The following is an 18,383-nucleotide window of genomic DNA, read 5'->3' on the forward strand; positions in this document are numbered from 1 at the left end:
ATAGCGGTAATATGATCGTGGGGTGACTGGTAGTGTATGAACGGATCAAAGTTTTCTTTACCACTATGGTGCATGATACTCGCTGTTTTTACGGGCCACACGCAAACCACCAGGCTATCCTTGAATAGTAACAACCCGCAGATCGTTTGGCAGGTAAAACCGCAGGCCGACGTGCCACAATCGGGACAAGCGCTTTCGACACCGGGCTATCCGATGCCCGGCTATGTAAAGGGCATTGTACCCGGCGCTGTCTTCACTGCTTATGTAGAAGCTAAAAAAGTACCTGATCCCAATTATGCTGATAATATCTGGAAGGTCGACGAATCGTTCTATAACCGCCCTTTCTGGTACCGTACCGAATTTGAATTACCGGCTTCGTACCGGGAAGGGCAACACGTTTGGCTGCATTTTGACAATACCAACCGGTATGCCGACTTCTACTTCAACGGCAACAAACTATCCGGTACACCTACCTCTACAAAAGACGTTAGTGGCCATATGCTGCGCACGAAATACGACATCACCAGTCTGGTCAGGACAACCAGTAAAAATGCGGTAGCGGTGTTGATCACCGACGCCGACCAGAAAAAAACGCGCAACTCCAAAGAAGGTTTTGGCGTTACGGCAAGCCCCACTTACCTGGCTGCAGCCAGCTGGGACTGGATGCCTTATGTGCCGGGACGGCTCGCGGGCATTACCGGCAACGCCTATGTCGAGATCAAGGGAGCTGTAACGATGGAAGATCCCTGGGTGAGATCTCAACTGGAATCGAACGAAGTAGCTTACCTGTCTATATCTTCTACCCTAAAGAATGCGGCTGCCACTACCAGGGAAGCGATACTCTCGGGGGTGATTCAGCCAGGCAATATCCGTTTTTCGAAGAAGGTTACACTGGGCGCCGGCGCTTCCATGAAGGTGGAACTTGAACGAAAGGATTTTGCTCAGTTCGTGCTCCATAACCCCGCGCTCTGGTGGCCCAATGGGTATGGCCAACCGAACCTGTATACCTGCAAGCTAACCTGCAGTGTCGGCAACTTTGTGACAGACGAAAGAGAGATCAGCTTCGGCATCAGGCAATACGAATACCAGTTTGTGAAGAATGCTGCCGGCTGGCCGGTGATGAACTTCTTCATCAACGGGCAAAGGATCTTTCTTAAGGGCGGCAACTGGGGCATGAGTGAATACCTGCTGCGTTGCCATGGTGCGGAATATGAAACGAAGATCAGGCTACACAAGGACATGAACTATAACATGATCCGTACCTGGACCGGCTGCGTAACCGACGATGAGTTCTACGACTATTGCGACCAATACGGTATCATGGTGTGGGATGATTTCTGGTTATATGTAGCCTACAACGATGTGGCCAATGATGATGATTTCAAGAGAAACGCCCTCGATAAAGTAAAACGTCTGAGGAACCACCCGAGCATTGCCCTCTGGTGCGGCGCCAACGAAACACATCCGAAACCTGCCCTCGACAATTACCTGCGGGCTATCGTTGCCGAAGAAGACCACAATGACCGGATGTATAAATCTTCCTCGAACCAGGATGGCCTCTCGGGTAGTGGCTGGTGGGGCAATCAACCACCCAAACACCATTTCGAAACATCGGGCAGCAACCTCGCCTGGAACAAACCGCCTTATCCTTATGGGGCAGACCGGGGTTACGGCATGCGCTCCGAAATAGGCACCGCCACCTTTCCTACGTTTGAGAGTGTAAAGCTATTCATACCGGAAGCTCAGCAATGGCCGCTGCCCACCGATGATCAACTAAAGAATGAGGACGACAATGTATGGAACAAGCACTACTTTGGTAAAGAAGCCTCCAATGCCAGTCCGGTCAATTATAAGTCCGCAGTGAACACACAATTCGGCGAATCGAAGGGGTTGGAAGATTTCTGTGAAAAAGCACAATTCCTGAATATAGAAGTGATGAAAGGCATGTATGAAGCCTGGAACGACAAGATGTGGAACGATGCCTCGGGAATGCTGATCTGGATGAGCCAGTCGGCCTATCCATCCTTCGTATGGCAAACCTATGATTATTATTACGACGCCACCGGTGCCTACTGGGGTGCCAAAAAAGCCTGTGAGCCCGTGCACATTCAATGGAATGCTTCCAACAATAGTATCAAAGTCATCAACGCTACTTCCCAAGCGCTGAAAGGCGCGACCGCCATTGCTACTGTCTATGACCTGCACGGTAAAGCGCTTTCGGGTTATGGCCGTAAGGCGACAGTGAAGGTTCCGGCCAGCAATCAATCAGAAGCATTTACCCTTAATTTCAATCCACATAACCTGGCAACCGGTAAAAAAGTATTCGCTTCCTCATCGACAACAACCGGACAGGCCGCCTGGTCGGTTGACGGAGCGGGTGGCAGCCGTTGGGAAAGTGACTATAGTGATGCACAATGGATCTATGTAGACCTGGGCAAGCCAGAGAAGATACAATCGGTGGTCATAAAATGGGAGAATGCCTATGCGCAGGCCTATGCGTTACAGGTATCGGACGACGCCCAAAAATGGAGAACCGTGTACAGCACAGCAACAGGTAAAGGCAATACCGAAACAGTTGACCTGAAGCCACAAACAGCGCGTTATGTGCGGATGAATGGCCTGCGGCGGGCTACCCGGTTCGGCTACTCGCTTTATGAGATGGAAGTATATGGCGACAAAAAAACGGATAGTGACCTTACCCCCCTGCATTTCATTAAGCTGGAGCTCAAAGACGCAGACGGCCGGTTATTGGGCGACAACTTCTATTGGAGAAACGGCGTGAAGGACCTGGATTATACGCCGCTCAATAGCTTGCCGGCGGCAAATGTCACCGTGGAAGTGACCGGCAAAGAGGTGGTTGACGGGAAGGGCAGGCTAGCGGTAATGTTGAAGAATCATTCGGGTACAGTAGCCTTCGGAAACCGGTTGCGGTTGGTCAACAAAGCTACTGGCGAAAGAGTATTGCCTGTGATCATGTCAGACAACTACCTTACGCTGATGCCCGGCGAAGAAAAAATCGTAGCGCTAGAAGCTGCTGCTGAATTACTGACTGGCGGCGTGGAATTATTATTGAAGCAGTACGGGCAGGCAGAAAAAAGCAGGGTAACGTTAAAATGGTAATGAGCGCTATGCGCTCACTGCCTGAGCCGCTTGTAGTAGATAATGGTTCCCGTGAGCCCGCCGTGGGGCTTGAGGGCAAAGTCGGGGATGATGCCCACCCGCTGGTAGCCCAGTTTCTCATAAAACCCACCGGCGCCTTCCTCTTCCGCAGTATCGAGATTGAGGATCGTTTTGCCGTGGGCAATGGCCAGCCGTTCTGCTTCTACCACCAGTGCACGGGCAATACCACGGCCGCGGTAACGCACGCTGGTCATCATCTTGGCCAGTTCAGCACGATGGGGTTGATTGGGCGGACATTGCAGCAGCAGCGTCAACGTACCCACCAGCGTATCGTCCTCAAAAGCGCCGAGTACGATCCTTTCGCCCCGTTCAGCAGCCGCCAGGGAGCTTTCCCAAAAGCCGGTGGCTTCCTGCAAAGACATCGGATGCATAAAACTTACAGAACCGCCGTTGGCCACCGTTTCGATGATGATCGTAGCGAGCGCAGAGACGGTATAAGGATTGTTCGTGAGCGGAATGATGTGTAGAGCTGCCTGCATGATGCCGATAAAATTAAGGGATTCCACCGAAATGAGCAGGCTGCTATCGCCTGCAGGATTTTGTATATTTATACTATGAGCTTCAACAAGAAATCCGCCATCGTCACCGGCGCCGGTAAAGGGATCGGTTACGAGATCTGCCGGCAACTGGCCAAAGAGGGAGTCATTGTGGTGCTAAACGACATCGATGCAACGCTGGCCGGCGAAGCTGCGGCGAGGATCATGCAGGAATCCGGCGGGCAGTGCATTGCCATGGGCGGCGATTCAAGCGACCTTACATTTATTCAACAAATGGTCGACAAAGCGGTCTCCGTGGCCGGGCGGCTGGACATCGTGGTGGCCAATGCCGGCATCACGCTGTTTGGAGATTTCTTCACCTATAGCCCGGATGCCTTTTTCCGCGTAATGCAGGTGAACCTGGGCGGCAGTTTTTTCCTGGCCCAGGCGGCGGCCAGGCAGATGAAGCTGCAGTCAGCAGGCGGTTCGATGTTGTTTACCTCTTCCGTCACCGGCCACCAGGCCCACAAAGACCTCGCCGCTTACGGCATGAGCAAGGCCGCGCTGGAAATGCTGGCCCGGAACCTGGTCATCGAACTATCACCTTTCAAAATAAACGTCAACACGGTGGCGCCCGGCGCCACATTAACCGAACGTACCCTGGAAGACGTGGAGTACGCCCAGACCTGGTCGAATATCACACCAATGGGTCGCCCGGCAACAGTAGCCGATATCGCCAGCACAGCCTTATTCCTGGTGTCGGACCAGGCCAAACACATCACAGGCCAAACGATCGTTGTGGATGGAGGCTGGATCTGCATCAGCCCCTCGCCATAGTATGTAGCGTAACAATCCCACTGCATTTGCCCACGATTGGCTTATATTCGGTATTCAGAAACTTTCTGCACCCATGCCTCGTCAATACCCTCACTTGTTTATCGGCGTACTGGTTGTACTCCTGATGGCGACCTTACTGCCACTCTCTTCCGCACACGCTCAGTTGCGTAAAGTATATAAGGACGAAACGGAGCCCGATAATGAGATCGAAAAGATCAGCTTTTATTCACCCGCCGCCGGCTATGTAGCTTTCCGTGACTGGATCGGGTTTACGACCGATAGTGGGCGCACGTTCATCAAAAAGCCTGTCACCCTCACCAATGTGAACTATAATGGATATGGAGTTAACCTGACCTTTGGATTTGGTATCAACGGCGTTAAAGCCTTCGACCAAAATACCCTCATCGCCTATGGCGATTATGGACTGGTGCCCGCGATCCTGCGTTCCACCGACGGCGGCAATACCTTCCTGCTGGTGTACCATTCCCAGTTCGACAACCTCAAGCTCAGCACCGGCATCATGGATATGGTATTCGCCAATAATGGTAATACTGGGATCGCTGTAGACGCCGACAGGATATTGCGCACTACCGACAAGGGCCTTACCTGGAATGTTGTCTATACCAATGCCAATCGCTATTTCAGTCATGTGGACGCGATCGACAACAATACCTTCTTCGCCTTCAGCACCAGATACACCACCAGTGTTTATTACCGGTCGATGGATGCAGGCGCTTCCTGGACTCCCTACATGGCGCCCGGCGGACACCTGACCAGTATCACCTTTCTTACCGCCACCAAGGGCTGGGCCAACGCGGATGATAAGATCTTTTACACCTCCAACAACGGATCGCAGTGGACGCAGAAGAATCATGCAACGATCACGCCCATGAGCTCGCACAAGATGAAGTTCATGAATGACCATACCGGCTATGCGCTGGGCGAATTATTCGAGCTGTATAAGACCACAGACTCTGGCAGGATTTGGGAAAAAGTGCCGCGCGATAATGACTTTACCTATCTGGGATATAGTCTTAATGACCTGCAGGTATGGAACGATGACCAGCTATGGACCGGTGGCGGCCACGGGTTTCTGCAGCTAAATACCAACAGCAGTGCCGCGCCATTACCCGGCGCTTATTTCCAGATCGATACGGCAGGCATGTCGGTGGCCAACGTAGTGCAACTCAAAAATTACTCTAAAACAGGATATCAATACCAGTGGATCGTAAACGGGGTAGCGGTCAGCACATCGTTCCACGCCAGCTATGTGCATGATATTTATCTCGGCGCCGACACGGTGCAACTGATCGTGAGCAATGGCGCCCATTCCGACACCACGGAGAAACTGCATTATTTTGATGCCGTACCTTATCCCGCACCCCTGGTAACCGGTTTCACCCCCAGCTCGGGTAACGCCGGCACCGAAGTAACCATTACCGGTAACTTCTTCGCCAAAGTAAGTGGTGTTTACTTTGGAGGCATACCAGCCAGCTCGTATACAGTGCAATCAATTGGTAAAATTGTTGCCGTTGTAGGTGCAGGAGGCAATGGATTGGTCACCGTTACATCGGCTACGGGAAGCGGTTCCAAACCTGGTTTTATTACCAACCAGCCGCCCGTGATCACAGGGCTATCGCCCGTATTGGCGCCAGTGGGCGCAACCGTGACTGTAAATGGCAATCACTTCGGCGCCACGCCGGTAGAGAACACCGTATTCTTCGGTGGGGTGAAAGCTAAAGTATTGACAGCCGGGCCCGGCCAGCTTACCGTACAGGTGCCTGCTGGCGCAGCGTACGGCCCTGTATCAGTAACCGTCAAGGGCCATACGGCCCATTCTCCGCAATTCTTCAGCATAACATTCCCGGCTACCTGTGGATTCACCGAATATACGTTCGCTCCTTCACAGGCATTTCCCGGCAGTAACCTCTCCCTGGGTGCTACCATGAGTATCGGAGACATCGATGGGGATGGTAAAAACGATATCGCGACACCTTCTTTCTACGGCACATTTGTGCTGCACAACAAAAGCACCGCAGGGAAGATCGACTTTCAAAAAGTACTGGCCTACGAAACGGATCAGGCGGCAGTAGCAGGCGCAGGCCTGGCCGACCTGGATGGCGATGGCAAACCCGACCTGGTGGCCCTGAACTATCATTGGAATACCCTGGCCGTTTACCGCAATACCAGCAGCATCGGCGCCATATCGTTTGCCATGCCTGACGTACAAACCGTAACGGGCGGCCCCACCGGCGTCGTTTTTCACGACCTCGATGGTGATGGCAAGCAGGATATGATCATCATCAACGAGGCTGCCAATTTCAATTACCTCTCGGTTTACCGCAATATCAGTTTGCCGGGCCAGATCGCTTTCGAACCGAAGCAGGAGATACCGGTGGGCCTGAGCGATAACAAAGTGAGCATCGGCGATCTCGATGGCGATGGCAAGGCCGACCTTTTTGTAGGAGACGGAGGCATCCTGAACGGTAATCAATACTCCTTCACGATACTCCGTAACACCAGCATCATGGGTAGTATTTCCTTCGCCCGTACGTTGATACCTCATCATGCCTTTACCTACATGGATGGGCAGCTGGGTGATATGGACGGGGATGGCAAGTTGGACATCGTCGTCACCTACGATACCCGATACTATACCGGCACGCAAAAGGGCATAGCCATCCACCGGAACCTGAGTACGCCGGGCAACCTGTCATTTGCGATGCCTGTTTCATTTACGGGTTGTATCGATCATACGAATGTATCGCTGGGCGATCTCGATGGGGATGGCATGCTGGACCTGTTCAGCACCTGTAGCTTCAACACCAACGTAACACTCCTGAAGAACACCAGCACGCCGGGTAATTTGTCGCTGGTTGCGGTGAACAGCCCGTATATCAGTATGCGCGGCGGTGGTGGCACCACGGCCATTGCCGATCTCGACAATGATAGCCGGCCCGACCTCTTGTTTGCAGGCTCGAATGATTTCCGGGTGTTCAGGAACATACTTGAGCCAGGAGCATTGGCTGGTAAAGATACAACCATCTGCCAGGGACAATCAGTGACGCTGGGGCAACTGGATGCTGTAGACCACCAATATGCCTGGACATCGTCACCAACAGGGTTTACTTCCACGGCGGCCAGGCCAGTGGTGAGTCCGGCCGTTAGTACAGATTATTATGTTTCGGTCACCAATCCGTCGGGCTGTATTTCTAAAGACACCATCCGCATCACCGTGGGAGGGACGGGCCCGCTTGCCCAGGCCGGTGCAGATGCAACAGTTTGTATGGGTAGCTCAAAGCAATTGGGTATGACAGCCGTGGCGCCCAATTCCTACTCCTGGACATCGGTACCGGCTGGTTTCACATCAGCGCTAGCCAATCCTGTCGTAACACCTTCCGGCTACCAGACCAGCTATATACTTGCGGTAAATACCGGAAACTGCATCGCCCGGGATACTGTAACGCTGTATACGACCGCGTTGCCAGTGGCTGATGCGGGGCCCGACAGGAATGTTTGCCTACCCGGCGGCACCAATATTGGCACTGCGGCCACTGGCTCCAATACCTACAGCTGGACCTCCAGCCCGGTGGGCTACAGTTCGATCCAGGCTTTCCCGATCGTGTACCCAACATTGTCCACCACCTATTACCTGGAAGTAACCAGCCAGGCGGGTTGCAAGACCTATGATACCGTACAAACGCGGGTAGACCAATCACTGCCTGTACCTACAGTTACTGCCGGGGGAGCTACTACATTTTGTCAGGGTAGTTCGGTGGTGCTGACGGCCTCCACTACACAGGGCAACCAGTGGTACAAGAACGGAGTGGCCATCAACGCAGCCACCGCTACAAACTATACGGCAGCCGAAGCAGGTACGTACACCGTGCAAAATACATTAGCGGGAAGCAGCTGCTCCCCGGTTATGTCGGCAGGTGTCCCGGTTGTTGTTAACGCGGTGCCGGCGGCACCGGTCATAACGCAGACAGGCAATAGCCTGATCTCTTCCGCAGCTGCGGGCAATCAATGGTACCTGAATGGCGTGGCGATACCGGGGGCTGTGAACAATAGCTATCGGCCGGTAACGGCCGGTCTATATACCGTTATCGTAACGCAGGCTGGCTGTAATAGCCAGACGGCTGCCACGTTCAACTATACCATAACGGCGATCAATGAACCCACCTGGGGCAATAGCCTCGTGGTTGCACCCAATCCCGTACACAGCGACGTCGCCATCCGCTATACCGGCAACAGTAGCCGCTTTACTGCTTCGATCACCGACCTGCATGGCCGTCAGCTCAAAATTCAGCCGCTTTTCCGCACCAGTTGTGTATTTGATCTGCGCTCTTTAAGTGCGGGAATGTACATTGTGAGGATAGGGAATATCGGCACCGGCGAGTTTGTGAACCGGGTGATCGTGAAGCAGTAAGTGGAAGTCCAAAAATCTCTATTATCTTACAGGCCTGTTCGGGTAAACAAGTCCGGCAGAACAGCTATTAATCGCCTAACAGGAACAGCCATGAAGCATCTTTTCTTCATCACTCTCTTTGCTACATTATTGACCGGTTGCTCGAAGCAAAATGACGGCCCCAATGATCCGCCCGCCAACACCAAAGGGAAGATGTCCATCTTACTGAATGTTTACCCAACCGTCAATCTCATCTTATCCGGGAAAAATATTGTCATCAACTGGGGTGATGGCCAGGAACAGCAATACACCGAACAGGATTTTGGACAGCTGAGTCATACCTATACCCAGCAAACAACGCATAAGGTAACCATAACAGGAGTGGACGTAACAACCTTTATCTGCATGGTGCAGGAGGTGACGAAAGTAGATGTGCGGGAGAACCCGGCATTGCAGATATTGGATTGCAGCTCCAACGAAATTGATACACTGGATGTGTCGAAGAACACCTATTTACACGAAGTTCGCTGCGACTACAACAAACTCAAAAAACTGGAGCTGCCAACAGGAAATGCCCTCGAACATGTAGACTGCGACCACAACAACCTCACTGCGCTTGATATAACGGCCTGCGCTAAACTGCAACGCCTGTCTTGCGGAGACAATAAACTGACTGCGCTCGATGTATCGAAGAATACGGCGCTTATTTTATTGGAATGCGGCAACAATGCTATTGGATCGCTGCAGTTGACCGCCAACACGATGCTACAGGGTCTGATGGTGAACGATTGCCAGCTGAGCAAACTCGAACTCACCAACAACAAGGAGCTCAACGCACTGGAGTGTTCCGGCAATCAGCTTTCGGAGTTGAACATTTCAGCCAATCCGAAGATCAGTTACCTCACTTTGGGCAACAACCAGATCAAGACACTCGATCTTTCACATCAGCCCGTACTCGAAGATATGAATTGTGCCGTCAACCAAATCAGCAACCTGGACCTTTCCACGAACACGAAGCTAATCCGGGCAGACTGCCGGGAGAATAAGCTTGGCGCGCTCGATGTATCCAAAAATACGGCCCTGACCTATCTGAACTTTGGAGGTAACACGATCACCTCGATAGACCTCCCTAAAAACACGGCGCTGAATGATCTGCGTTTGCGCAACACGCAATTCACAGCGGCATCCCTGAACAATCTATTTGGCACGCTGCACAGTAATACGGGCACTAAATACATCGATTATTTTGGCAACCCAGGCACCAGCACCTGCAATTCCTCCATCGTTACGGGGAAGGGATGGACGATCAGGTTTTAAGCAGAGATAATGAGTCGGCCTGGAGATAGGCCTTGCTGGTTATATCCATAAAAAAAGGTCCGCGGTTACCCGCGGACCTTTTCTTTTAAGCTATTACCATTTGCGCCTGGAAAAGCCGTTATCGCTTTTAAAGGGGCTGGAGTTGAAGGATTTTTCGGTTTTAGGCCTTGCTTCCGCTACTTTGATGGATCTGCCATCCATGCTGGTCTGATCCAATTGCTGGATCGCCTCGCGGGCGGCATTGTCATCTTCCATTTCCACAAAGGCAAAACCTCTGGAACGGCCGGTTTCCCTGTCCATTACCACTTTAGCAGAGGTAACAACACCGTAAGTAGAAAATAAGTTTCTCAACGCTTCTTCCTGGACACTGAACGCCAGGTTTGACACATAAATGTTCATATATAATCAATTAAAAAAATGATATCTGAGAAAGGCAAGAAGTAAGGAAATAAATGCACTGTTGAAGCAGATTAATAACAATTACTGATGCGAAGCTCAAATGAATAAAACCAAAGGTACAACTAATATTTGTTAATACCATGTTTATTTTAAAGGTACCGGCACATTAAGTGTGTAACTAAGCATTATATTGATTAACTTCCCTAAAAGAGCCTATGATCGCCAAAGCGTTTTTGTCTCTGACCGAATATCCCGCCTTCCGCCGAATAATCTGGAAACCAATCTACGAAAATCTAGCCAAACACTTCAAGATCAACGACTGGCACTTCATGAACTACGGATACGCGCCAGAGTCTTCTGTATCTACCGTACCACTTCATCCGAAAGACGAGATCAATCGTTACCCGATACAACTGTATCATTTCCTGGCACAAAAAACCGATATCAAAGACAAGCAAGTGCTGGAAGTGGGCAGCGGCCGGGGAGGGGGCGCCAGTTATATCAGCCGGTATTTGAGTCCGGCAACGATGACGGGCGTCGACATTGCCCGCAATGCTATCCGGCTGGCCAGGAAAAACCACCAGGAAAACAACCTTCACTTTTTACAGGGCAATGCCGAGAAACTCCCGTTTGTGAATGAAAGTTTTGACGTGATCATGAACGTTGAAAGCTCTCATGCCTATGGTTCCGTTCCGCGCTTTTTGTCCGAAGTGAAGCGATTGCTAAGGCCCGGCGGCATCTTTTTATGCACCGACCTGCGTGCGCCTGAAGGCATGACGCTCCTCAAAAGTCATTTTGAAGCCAGCGGTCTGCACATGGTATCGGAAGAGAACATTACCCCCAATGTAGTAGATGCCATTGAAAAAGAAGACACCATCAAGCAGCAACGCATCAATCAGCATATCGCGCGGTGGATGCGACCTACGTTCAGCCAGTTTGCCGGCACCAAGGGTTCCCGCATACACCTCGACCTGCAATCGAATGCCCTGATCTATTATAGCTTTGTGCTTCAAAAGAAAGCAGTCGTCAACGAAGCCTGATATAGCCCCATCTATCCCAACACCTCTTTCTCCTTAAGCCGTTTGCGGGTCCGTTGCGGCAGCTTTCGTGCAGGGATCAGCGCCAGCAGGATCAGGCCCGCTGTTGCGAGAAACCCATCCTGCAACGCAAAATGCTCCGCCAGCCTTTCCGTGCCGGTCTTCCCCTGGTAGTATGAAAACAAATGAGTATGCAGAGCGCTGCTGGCGGCAATACCAATGGAACCACCCAGTTGCAGCATCAGCGTATTCATAGAAGTGGCTGCAGCCGTTTGCAAGGCGCTGACCGAATTAAGCAGCGCAGTAGATACGGGAGCAATCAGAAAGCTGATGCCAAGACCACGCAGGATCATACAACCCACGATCAACCCCGCCGACGTGCCTGTATCGATGCGGGAGAACAAAGCAAAGGAAACCGACAACAATAGTATACCCAGCAGGGATATATTACGAATTAAACCCTGGTCGGCCAGCTTGCCCGATATCGGCCGCGTTACCAGCATAATGAGGGCATTCGGCAACAGCAGCAAAGCGCTTTCCATCTCGGAATATCCGAGATAACCCTGCAACAGGAAAGGCAGGAAGAACATGCCGCCAAACAAGGCGACAGAACGAATGCCAACGATAATAAAAGGACGGGTAAACGCCGGCAGACGGAATATAGACAGATCCAGCAGTGCATCTGGCCGGCGGGCAGACCGCAGATATCCCCAAAACACCAATATCGTAACAGATAACCCGCTGAGAAATTGCCAGGATAATACGCCATAGCGCGAGGCAAAAGGTATGATCGTTGCCTGCAACAGCAGTATGAAAGCAGCCAGCAGCAGGTATCCCTTACTGTCAAATGGCGGGCGGCTCAGCGGCAGTTCTTTCAGGAAACGCAGGTGCCGCATGCCCATACCGATGGTAATAATTCCGATAGGGATGTTCACGTAAAAGATCGACTCCCAGCCGAGGTATTCAGTAAGTATCCCCCCGAGCGTGGGTCCAAGGGCCGGCCCCATTACATTGCCGATGCCCCACCAGCCAATGGCGCTACCCCGTTTTTCTTTGGGAAAGGTTTCGCTGAGGATGGCCAGCGAGGTGGGCGCAATTGATCCGCCACCTATAGCCTGGACTACCCGGGCGAGGATGAGAAATGTCAGGCTATCCGCCAAACTACACAACAGCGATCCGATGGTGAACAAAGCGATGCTGAACATATACAGTTTGTAATATCCGATGCGGTTCTTCAGCCAGCTCGTAAGCGGTATGAACAGGCTATACGTAATCATGTAAGTAGTGACCACCAGGGCTACCGCATCGAGTTGCACGCCAAATTCGCGCTGTATCACCGGAAGCGATACGTTAACGATACTGCTGTCGATGGCCGCCATCGACGTGCCGATCATCAATGTAACCAATACCATAGACCTGTTAGCAACCATATGGACTTCGTATGATGAATTTGAGGTTTGATGGGCGGGAAGGGGAGGAGGCACAAAGGTGGCGATTTTTACGCGGCTGGCAAAGCGCCCTCCCGATGAACACCAAAGTTTTGTTAAATGGACGGCAGGTGCTCTCTAAATTTTCCGGCAACTACTACTTTTAGTGCCCATCCCTTCCTGTTATGAAATATACCTTTACGCTTTTTACCGGCATTTTATCTGTCTCTATTGCGATGGCCCAGGCGCCCCGAAAAGTGGCCGCCGACAAGATTGTGGCCATCGTTGGCGATAAGATCATCCTGCAATCGGATATCCAGAATGAAATATTTGACCGGCGCAGGCACGGTGAAACTGTTCCGGATAACTTCAACTGCGCGATCATGGAACAAGCGCTTACCCTCAAAGCATTGGTATTACAAGCCGAAAGGGACTCCATTGAAATAAGCAATGATGAAGTGGAAGCCGAACTGAACAACCGCATTCGTGCCAATATCAGGTCGTTCGGATCGGAAGCGGCATTGGTCGAGATAGCAGGCCGTTCCATTTATCAACTCAAAGAAGATTTCCGGCCGCGCATCCGGGAAAGGCTCCTGGTGAACCGGCTAAGCTTAAACGTGGTGGCCAACGTAAGCATAACTCCGCAGGAAGTAATGAAGTATTTCTCTTCTAAGAACGCCGATAGTTTACCGTACTACGAATCGACGGTTGAAATGGGCGAGATCGTACTATATCCTACACCCAACAGTGAACTGGAAGACCTGGTCAAATTTGAACTGAATGATTTTAAGCAGCAAATAACCGGCGGGCGGCAGAAATTCGATATCCTGGCCAGACTGTATTCGGAGGACAAGGATACCAAAGACCTCGGCGGTGAGCTCAAAATAAACCGCACGGAGAAAGGGGGATTGCCGGGTTATGTCGACCCCTCGTTTATCGGACAGGTGTTTCGCCTGAAGCCAGGACAAATATCTTCTGTATTCAAGTCAAAAGCGGGCTACCATATCGTTCAACTCGTGGAGAAGAATGGGAATGATGCTACCATACGACATATTCTACGTATGCCGAAGATCACGAATGAAGAAATTACCAGGGGCATCAACAAACTCGATTCGGTGCGGTCCAGGATCATCGCGGGTGTGCTTACCTTCAATGAAGCGGTAGCAAGGTATACCGAAGCTGAAACCAAATCGACTGCTGGTATGCGACTTTATTATGATGGCTCCACCTATTTACCGATCGCTGAACTGGACAAAGACCTGGTGGTGTTGCTTGACCAATCCAAACTACAACCAGGACAGTATTCAAAACCCGCTGCTTTTACCGATGCAACCGGCAAACAGGGTGTACGCCTGATCTTTTTCAAAAGCCGTACTATACCCCACCGTCAGAACCTGAAAGACGACTACGACCGGATTGCGGAGGAAGCCCTCACCATCAAAAAGGAACAGGCGATGGATGCCTGGCTATCTGCCAAAATACCTTCTTACTATCTGATGATTGACCCGGAATACAGCAACTGCAGTATGCTTAACAAATGGACACAAAAGAGTGCAACAGCCAATAGATAGACCTGAACTGCCAGGCATTACAGCTTTTCAATTTTCTTATTCACCCATTCTTTCGTGGCGGCTGTCAGCAGGGCAATGGTGTCCGTTTTGCCGGCCTTGAAGGAATGGTCGGCTCCCTCGAACTTTACGAGTGAAGCTTTCTTCAGTGATTTGCAAACAGACTCTATAAGATCCCAGGTGGCTAGCGTGTCTTTGGTGCCTTGCAGCAAGAGCATGGGTACCTTTACCTCTTTCAGGTGTTCGGCTCTATCGATCGATGGTTTACCGGCCGGGTGGAGTGGAAACCCGTAGAAGACGATCCCTTTCATAGCTTTCGGATGATTTGCTGCGAGGTATTGAGAAGACATTCGACCGCCGAAGGACTTACCGGCCGCGAACAATGGCAGCGTGGGATACAACTCCTGCGCTTTACCAATCGCCGCTTCGATCGTTTGATGGGCTACCGCCGGAGTATCGGGCCTTCCTTTCTTATGTTCTGCAAAAGGAAAATTAAAGCGGAGCGTAGCGATACCGGCTTCAGCCAGGGAGGTAGCGAGTTTTTCCATAAAAATATGATCCATACCCGCACCGGCTCCGTGGGCCAGGGTTAAGATCGCGACTGGTTTGGCAGGAGCCATCACTATACCGGATACTTTACCAATGGCGGGCGACACGGCAAACTGAATAGACCTGGTGCTCATACATTTTTTCTTTGTGGCAAATGTAAATCAAATTGCTACTTACAATGCGGCTCGCGGAAATAGGCAGCCACTTTATCGATCGAAGCCTGGGTTACCTGAATATGGGTACTGCATTCGCGGGCCGATCGTTCGATGACTGCTTTGTTTTGCTCGAAGCTCAATGGGGTAAACAATTGCGTTACGTCGCCTTTGCGGCCGGAGGAGAGGTTCAGGGCTGGGGGGGCCGACGTATTACAAGTGAAATCTATTTTATAAAAATCTACCTGCTTGCGTTGTGGTTGCTGATCGGTGATACAATACACTTGCAGATTGGTGATATCGTACACGATGCTCCAGCGCGTATAACCCTTTTGTGATACTTTGTCGAGGATAGTAAATGCATAGTCAACGGAGTTGGTATTGTTGCTGCCACCCTGGTATTGCTTGATCATACTGCAGGCAGTAGCGAAACGCTCAACGGAGTTATCGTACCCCGCCGGCTTGTTCTTATCAACCTGTTTCACCGCATCTTCATACACGGTATTCGTAAGCACAGGGTAGGCGAGGCTGCTACCCCGGTGAACGATCATCTTACCTTTGATGAATTCTATGGTCGCGGCATTGCCACGTGCGTCGGCCACCAGGTAGTGCAGCGGTGCAGCGCCTGTCCGGTCTATGCGGATCTGGTGATCGCTGGCTACCACCTCCTCGATCGTGGTGTAATTATCGAGCTGGTACTGTATCCACTGCAATTCATTCAGACAGGCACGGCCGTCGGCCTGGGGATAGACAGTTTCGTTCAACCACATCAACTCCACCACCAACCCTTTTTCGTTCATGCCGCCATGCGGAAACTCCTTGCCAAACTGGTTGAAGGTTACGCTGCCATAAGCAGCGGTCCAGGAGATCGTTTTACCTTCATCCTGCCGGAAGGAGGTTTTAAGAACGCCCCGGGCATTGACCATCATCATCCCATTACCGCTTACCCAATCATAATTACGGCCAAATACATGCCGGCCATCCTTGCTCAGCAAAAACGTAGAGCAGGCGAAGGAGGCGACAGAAAGTACGATAAGGAGCAGAAAGGTTACAGTTTTCTTCATACTACAATTTACTGATTTTACAGGCAGGAACCCCTAATTTTGAAGTATGATCTCCGCCTTCGAAACATACCTGCACACACATGCGGGTCTTACCGGGGAAGAAATTAACCGGATATCTTCTGCTGCCACTGCCAGGTCGATCCGACGCAATGAATTGATACTGCAGGAAGGCCAGGTATGCCGGCATAAGACCTTTTTAGTGAGCGGCCTGCTACGTACGTATGGCATTGTAGCCGATGGCAGCGAACACATATTGCAGTTTGCCAGCGAAAATACCTGGACCCTCGATGCCGAAAGCTATGATCATCAGAAACCGACACTTTTCAACATTGCGGCCGTAGAACGCAGCGAGCTCTTACAGTGGACGAAGCCCGCATTTGACCGCTTGCTACTGGAAATTCCAGCACTTAAAGCCTTCTCGGAGCAATTGATCGCCAATAGCAATCACCGCAGCCGTCAACGACTCTTCACCTCCCTGAGTGCGACCCCCGAAGAAAAATATGAAGACTTTGTTCGTCTCTTTCCCGATCTGCTTGCCCGCCTGCCCCTCCACATGATCGCGGCCTACCTGGGTATATCTCTCAAAACACTTACCCGCATTCGCCACGCACAGCTGAAAAGATAATATCCTACACCGCAATATTGTGGTCAAATGACCATTTTCATAAAACAGGAGCCGCTGATTTTTGTACCCTAAAACTCAGTGAATCTTTATGCATGTATTTGTAACTGGAGCTACCGGCTTTGTAGGCTCCGCCATTGTGCAGGAATTACTACAACACGGCCACCAGGTAACCGGACTGGCACGTAGCGAAGAAAATACCGGAATCCTAAAAAAAGCAGGCGCAAGCGTTTATCGCGGCAACCTCAATGACCTGCCAGGCCTTATAGCAGGAGTAGCGCAGGCCGACGCGGTGATCCACACTGCCTTTAATCATGACTTCACCCAATTCAAAGCCAATTGCGAAGCCGACAGCCGGGTGATCCAAGCATTGGGGACGGCATTGGCAGCTTCCCGTCGCCCGCTGGTGATCACTTCTGGTATTGGTTTGCTCAACTATGGACGGGTGGTCACGGAAGCTGATGTTCCGCCAGGTGCTGAGAAGGTACCCCGCGCAGCATCTGAAGAAGCTGCTCATACAGCCGCTGCACAAGGAACAAACAGCTATATCGTAAGGCTTCCGCCAACGGTTCATGACAAGGGTGACCATGGCTTTATCCCCATCGTGATAGGTCTGGCCAAAGACAAAGGCGTATCGGCCTATATCGGTGAAGGCGCCAATCGTTGGCCTGCGGTGCATCGTCTGGATGCTGCGGAGCTGTACCGGCTTATCATTGAAAAGCAACCTGCACAACAGGTATTCCATGCCGTGGGTGAAGAAGGCATCCCTTTCAAAGATATCGCCAATGCAATCGGTCTGGAATTGAGTGTTCCTGTCGAGGGCAAAGACAACGCGGCCGCTGATGCGCACTTTGGATGGTTCAGGTATTTTGCCAGTATTGATTGTCCCGCCAGCAGCGAACAAACCAGGACCAGTTTAGGCTGGAAACCGGTGGGGCCGGGATTGCTGAAAGATATCCATACGGCGGGGTACTTTTAAATTACCAAAGCAATACCACCGGGATACACTTTGCTATACAGCCGCACGGGAGACCGGTTATTCAACCGCTAATCCGTGCGGCTGTTTTGTCCTCCTACCAGCTCCATCTATTTCACTGCACAACAGACTGATAATCCATCCACTTTTGCAGCAGACAGAAAAAAGAATTTATAATATTTGGCAGAAGATGTTCTTTGCCCTATCTTTAGTCTACTAATATAGTAGGTTAATGTACCGCACTTATCTAACCGCACACACTACGCATAACGCTTCAACCAGCTTACATCAGTTGGTCAGCCACCGGCCTGCTTCCTGGAGTTGTTGTCGCTAACCATATTTCTGTCGACAACTTCTATTCTTTATCTATT

At 51.2% G+C, this 18,383-nt stretch carries 13 protein-coding genes; 8 read left to right on the plus strand and 5 right to left on the minus strand.

Annotated features, from left to right (window positions below; translation table 11 throughout):
* Positions 1-72: 72 nt before the first annotated feature.
* On the plus strand, positions 73-3,120 hold the full coding sequence (locus P2H89_RS08590) for a discoidin domain-containing protein (RefSeq protein WP_275826242.1): 3,048 nt from the start codon (positions 73-75) through the stop codon (positions 3,118-3,120).
* Positions 3,121-3,134: 14 nt separating this feature from the next.
* On the opposite strand, the gene P2H89_RS08595 is transcribed toward P2H89_RS08590, so the two are convergent.
* On the minus strand, positions 3,135-3,659 hold the full coding sequence (locus P2H89_RS08595) for a GNAT family N-acetyltransferase (protein ID WP_275826244.1): 525 nt from the start codon (positions 3,657-3,659) through the stop codon (positions 3,135-3,137).
* Between the two features lie 75 nt (positions 3,660-3,734).
* Between P2H89_RS08595 and P2H89_RS08600 the strand changes: the two genes are divergently transcribed.
* The 3 genes from P2H89_RS08600 (at position 3,735) to P2H89_RS08610 (ending at position 10,218) form a co-directional block, all read left to right on the plus strand.
* Complete coding sequence (locus P2H89_RS08600) at positions 3,735-4,493, plus strand: SDR family oxidoreductase (protein ID WP_275826246.1); 759 nt, start codon at positions 3,735-3,737, stop codon at positions 4,491-4,493.
* A gap of 73 nt (positions 4,494-4,566) precedes the next feature.
* Positions 4,567-8,922, plus strand: coding sequence for an FG-GAP-like repeat-containing protein (locus tag P2H89_RS08605; RefSeq protein WP_275826247.1), 4,356 nt, complete (start codon positions 4,567-4,569; stop codon positions 8,920-8,922).
* Between the two features lie 90 nt (positions 8,923-9,012).
* The gene (locus tag P2H89_RS08610; RefSeq protein WP_275826248.1) at positions 9,013-10,218 is read left to right on the plus strand and encodes a hypothetical protein; all 1,206 of its coding nucleotides are present in this window, start codon (positions 9,013-9,015) and stop codon (positions 10,216-10,218) included.
* 93 nt (positions 10,219-10,311) lie between these two features.
* Here P2H89_RS08610 and P2H89_RS08615 read toward each other — a convergent pair whose 3' ends face one another.
* Positions 10,312-10,617: an RNA-binding protein gene (locus tag P2H89_RS08615; RefSeq protein ID WP_275826249.1), complete on the minus strand. Its 306-nt coding sequence runs from the start codon at positions 10,615-10,617 to the stop codon at positions 10,312-10,314.
* Between the two features lie 215 nt (positions 10,618-10,832).
* Here P2H89_RS08615 and P2H89_RS08620 point away from each other — a divergent pair, with 215 nt between their 5' ends.
* Positions 10,833-11,657, plus strand: coding sequence for a class I SAM-dependent methyltransferase (locus P2H89_RS08620; protein WP_275826250.1), 825 nt, complete (start codon positions 10,833-10,835; stop codon positions 11,655-11,657).
* Between the two features lie 11 nt (positions 11,658-11,668).
* On the opposite strand, the gene P2H89_RS08625 is transcribed toward P2H89_RS08620, so the two are convergent.
* Positions 11,669-13,066, minus strand: a complete 1,398-nt coding sequence (locus P2H89_RS08625) for an MDR family MFS transporter (protein ID WP_275826251.1) — start codon at positions 13,064-13,066, stop codon at positions 11,669-11,671.
* Between the two features lie 200 nt (positions 13,067-13,266).
* Between P2H89_RS08625 and P2H89_RS08630 the strand changes: the two genes are divergently transcribed.
* Complete coding sequence (locus tag P2H89_RS08630; protein ID WP_275826253.1) at positions 13,267-14,652, plus strand: peptidylprolyl isomerase; 1,386 nt, start codon at positions 13,267-13,269, stop codon at positions 14,650-14,652.
* A gap of 17 nt (positions 14,653-14,669) precedes the next feature.
* On the opposite strand, the gene P2H89_RS08635 is transcribed toward P2H89_RS08630, so the two are convergent.
* Positions 14,670-15,332, minus strand: a complete 663-nt coding sequence (locus P2H89_RS08635) for an alpha/beta family hydrolase (protein WP_275826255.1) — start codon at positions 15,330-15,332, stop codon at positions 14,670-14,672.
* Between the two features lie 35 nt (positions 15,333-15,367).
* Positions 15,368-16,414: a linear amide C-N hydrolase gene (locus P2H89_RS08640; RefSeq protein WP_275826257.1), complete on the minus strand. Its 1,047-nt coding sequence runs from the start codon at positions 16,412-16,414 to the stop codon at positions 15,368-15,370.
* 46 nt (positions 16,415-16,460) lie between these two features.
* Here P2H89_RS08640 and P2H89_RS08645 point away from each other — a divergent pair, with 46 nt between their 5' ends.
* Together P2H89_RS08645 and P2H89_RS08650 are read left to right on the plus strand one after the other, a co-directional pair.
* Positions 16,461-17,039: a Crp/Fnr family transcriptional regulator gene (locus P2H89_RS08645; RefSeq protein ID WP_275826259.1), complete on the plus strand. Its 579-nt coding sequence runs from the start codon at positions 16,461-16,463 to the stop codon at positions 17,037-17,039.
* Between the two features lie 88 nt (positions 17,040-17,127).
* Positions 17,128-18,015, plus strand: a complete 888-nt coding sequence (locus P2H89_RS08650; RefSeq protein WP_275826261.1) for an SDR family oxidoreductase — start codon at positions 17,128-17,130, stop codon at positions 18,013-18,015.
* Positions 18,016-18,383: the final 368 nt, after the last annotated feature.

This window comes from Paraflavitalea sp. CAU 1676, from assembly GCF_029223285.1.
In the GTDB taxonomy this organism is placed as follows: domain Bacteria; phylum Bacteroidota; class Bacteroidia; order Chitinophagales; family Chitinophagaceae; genus Paraflavitalea.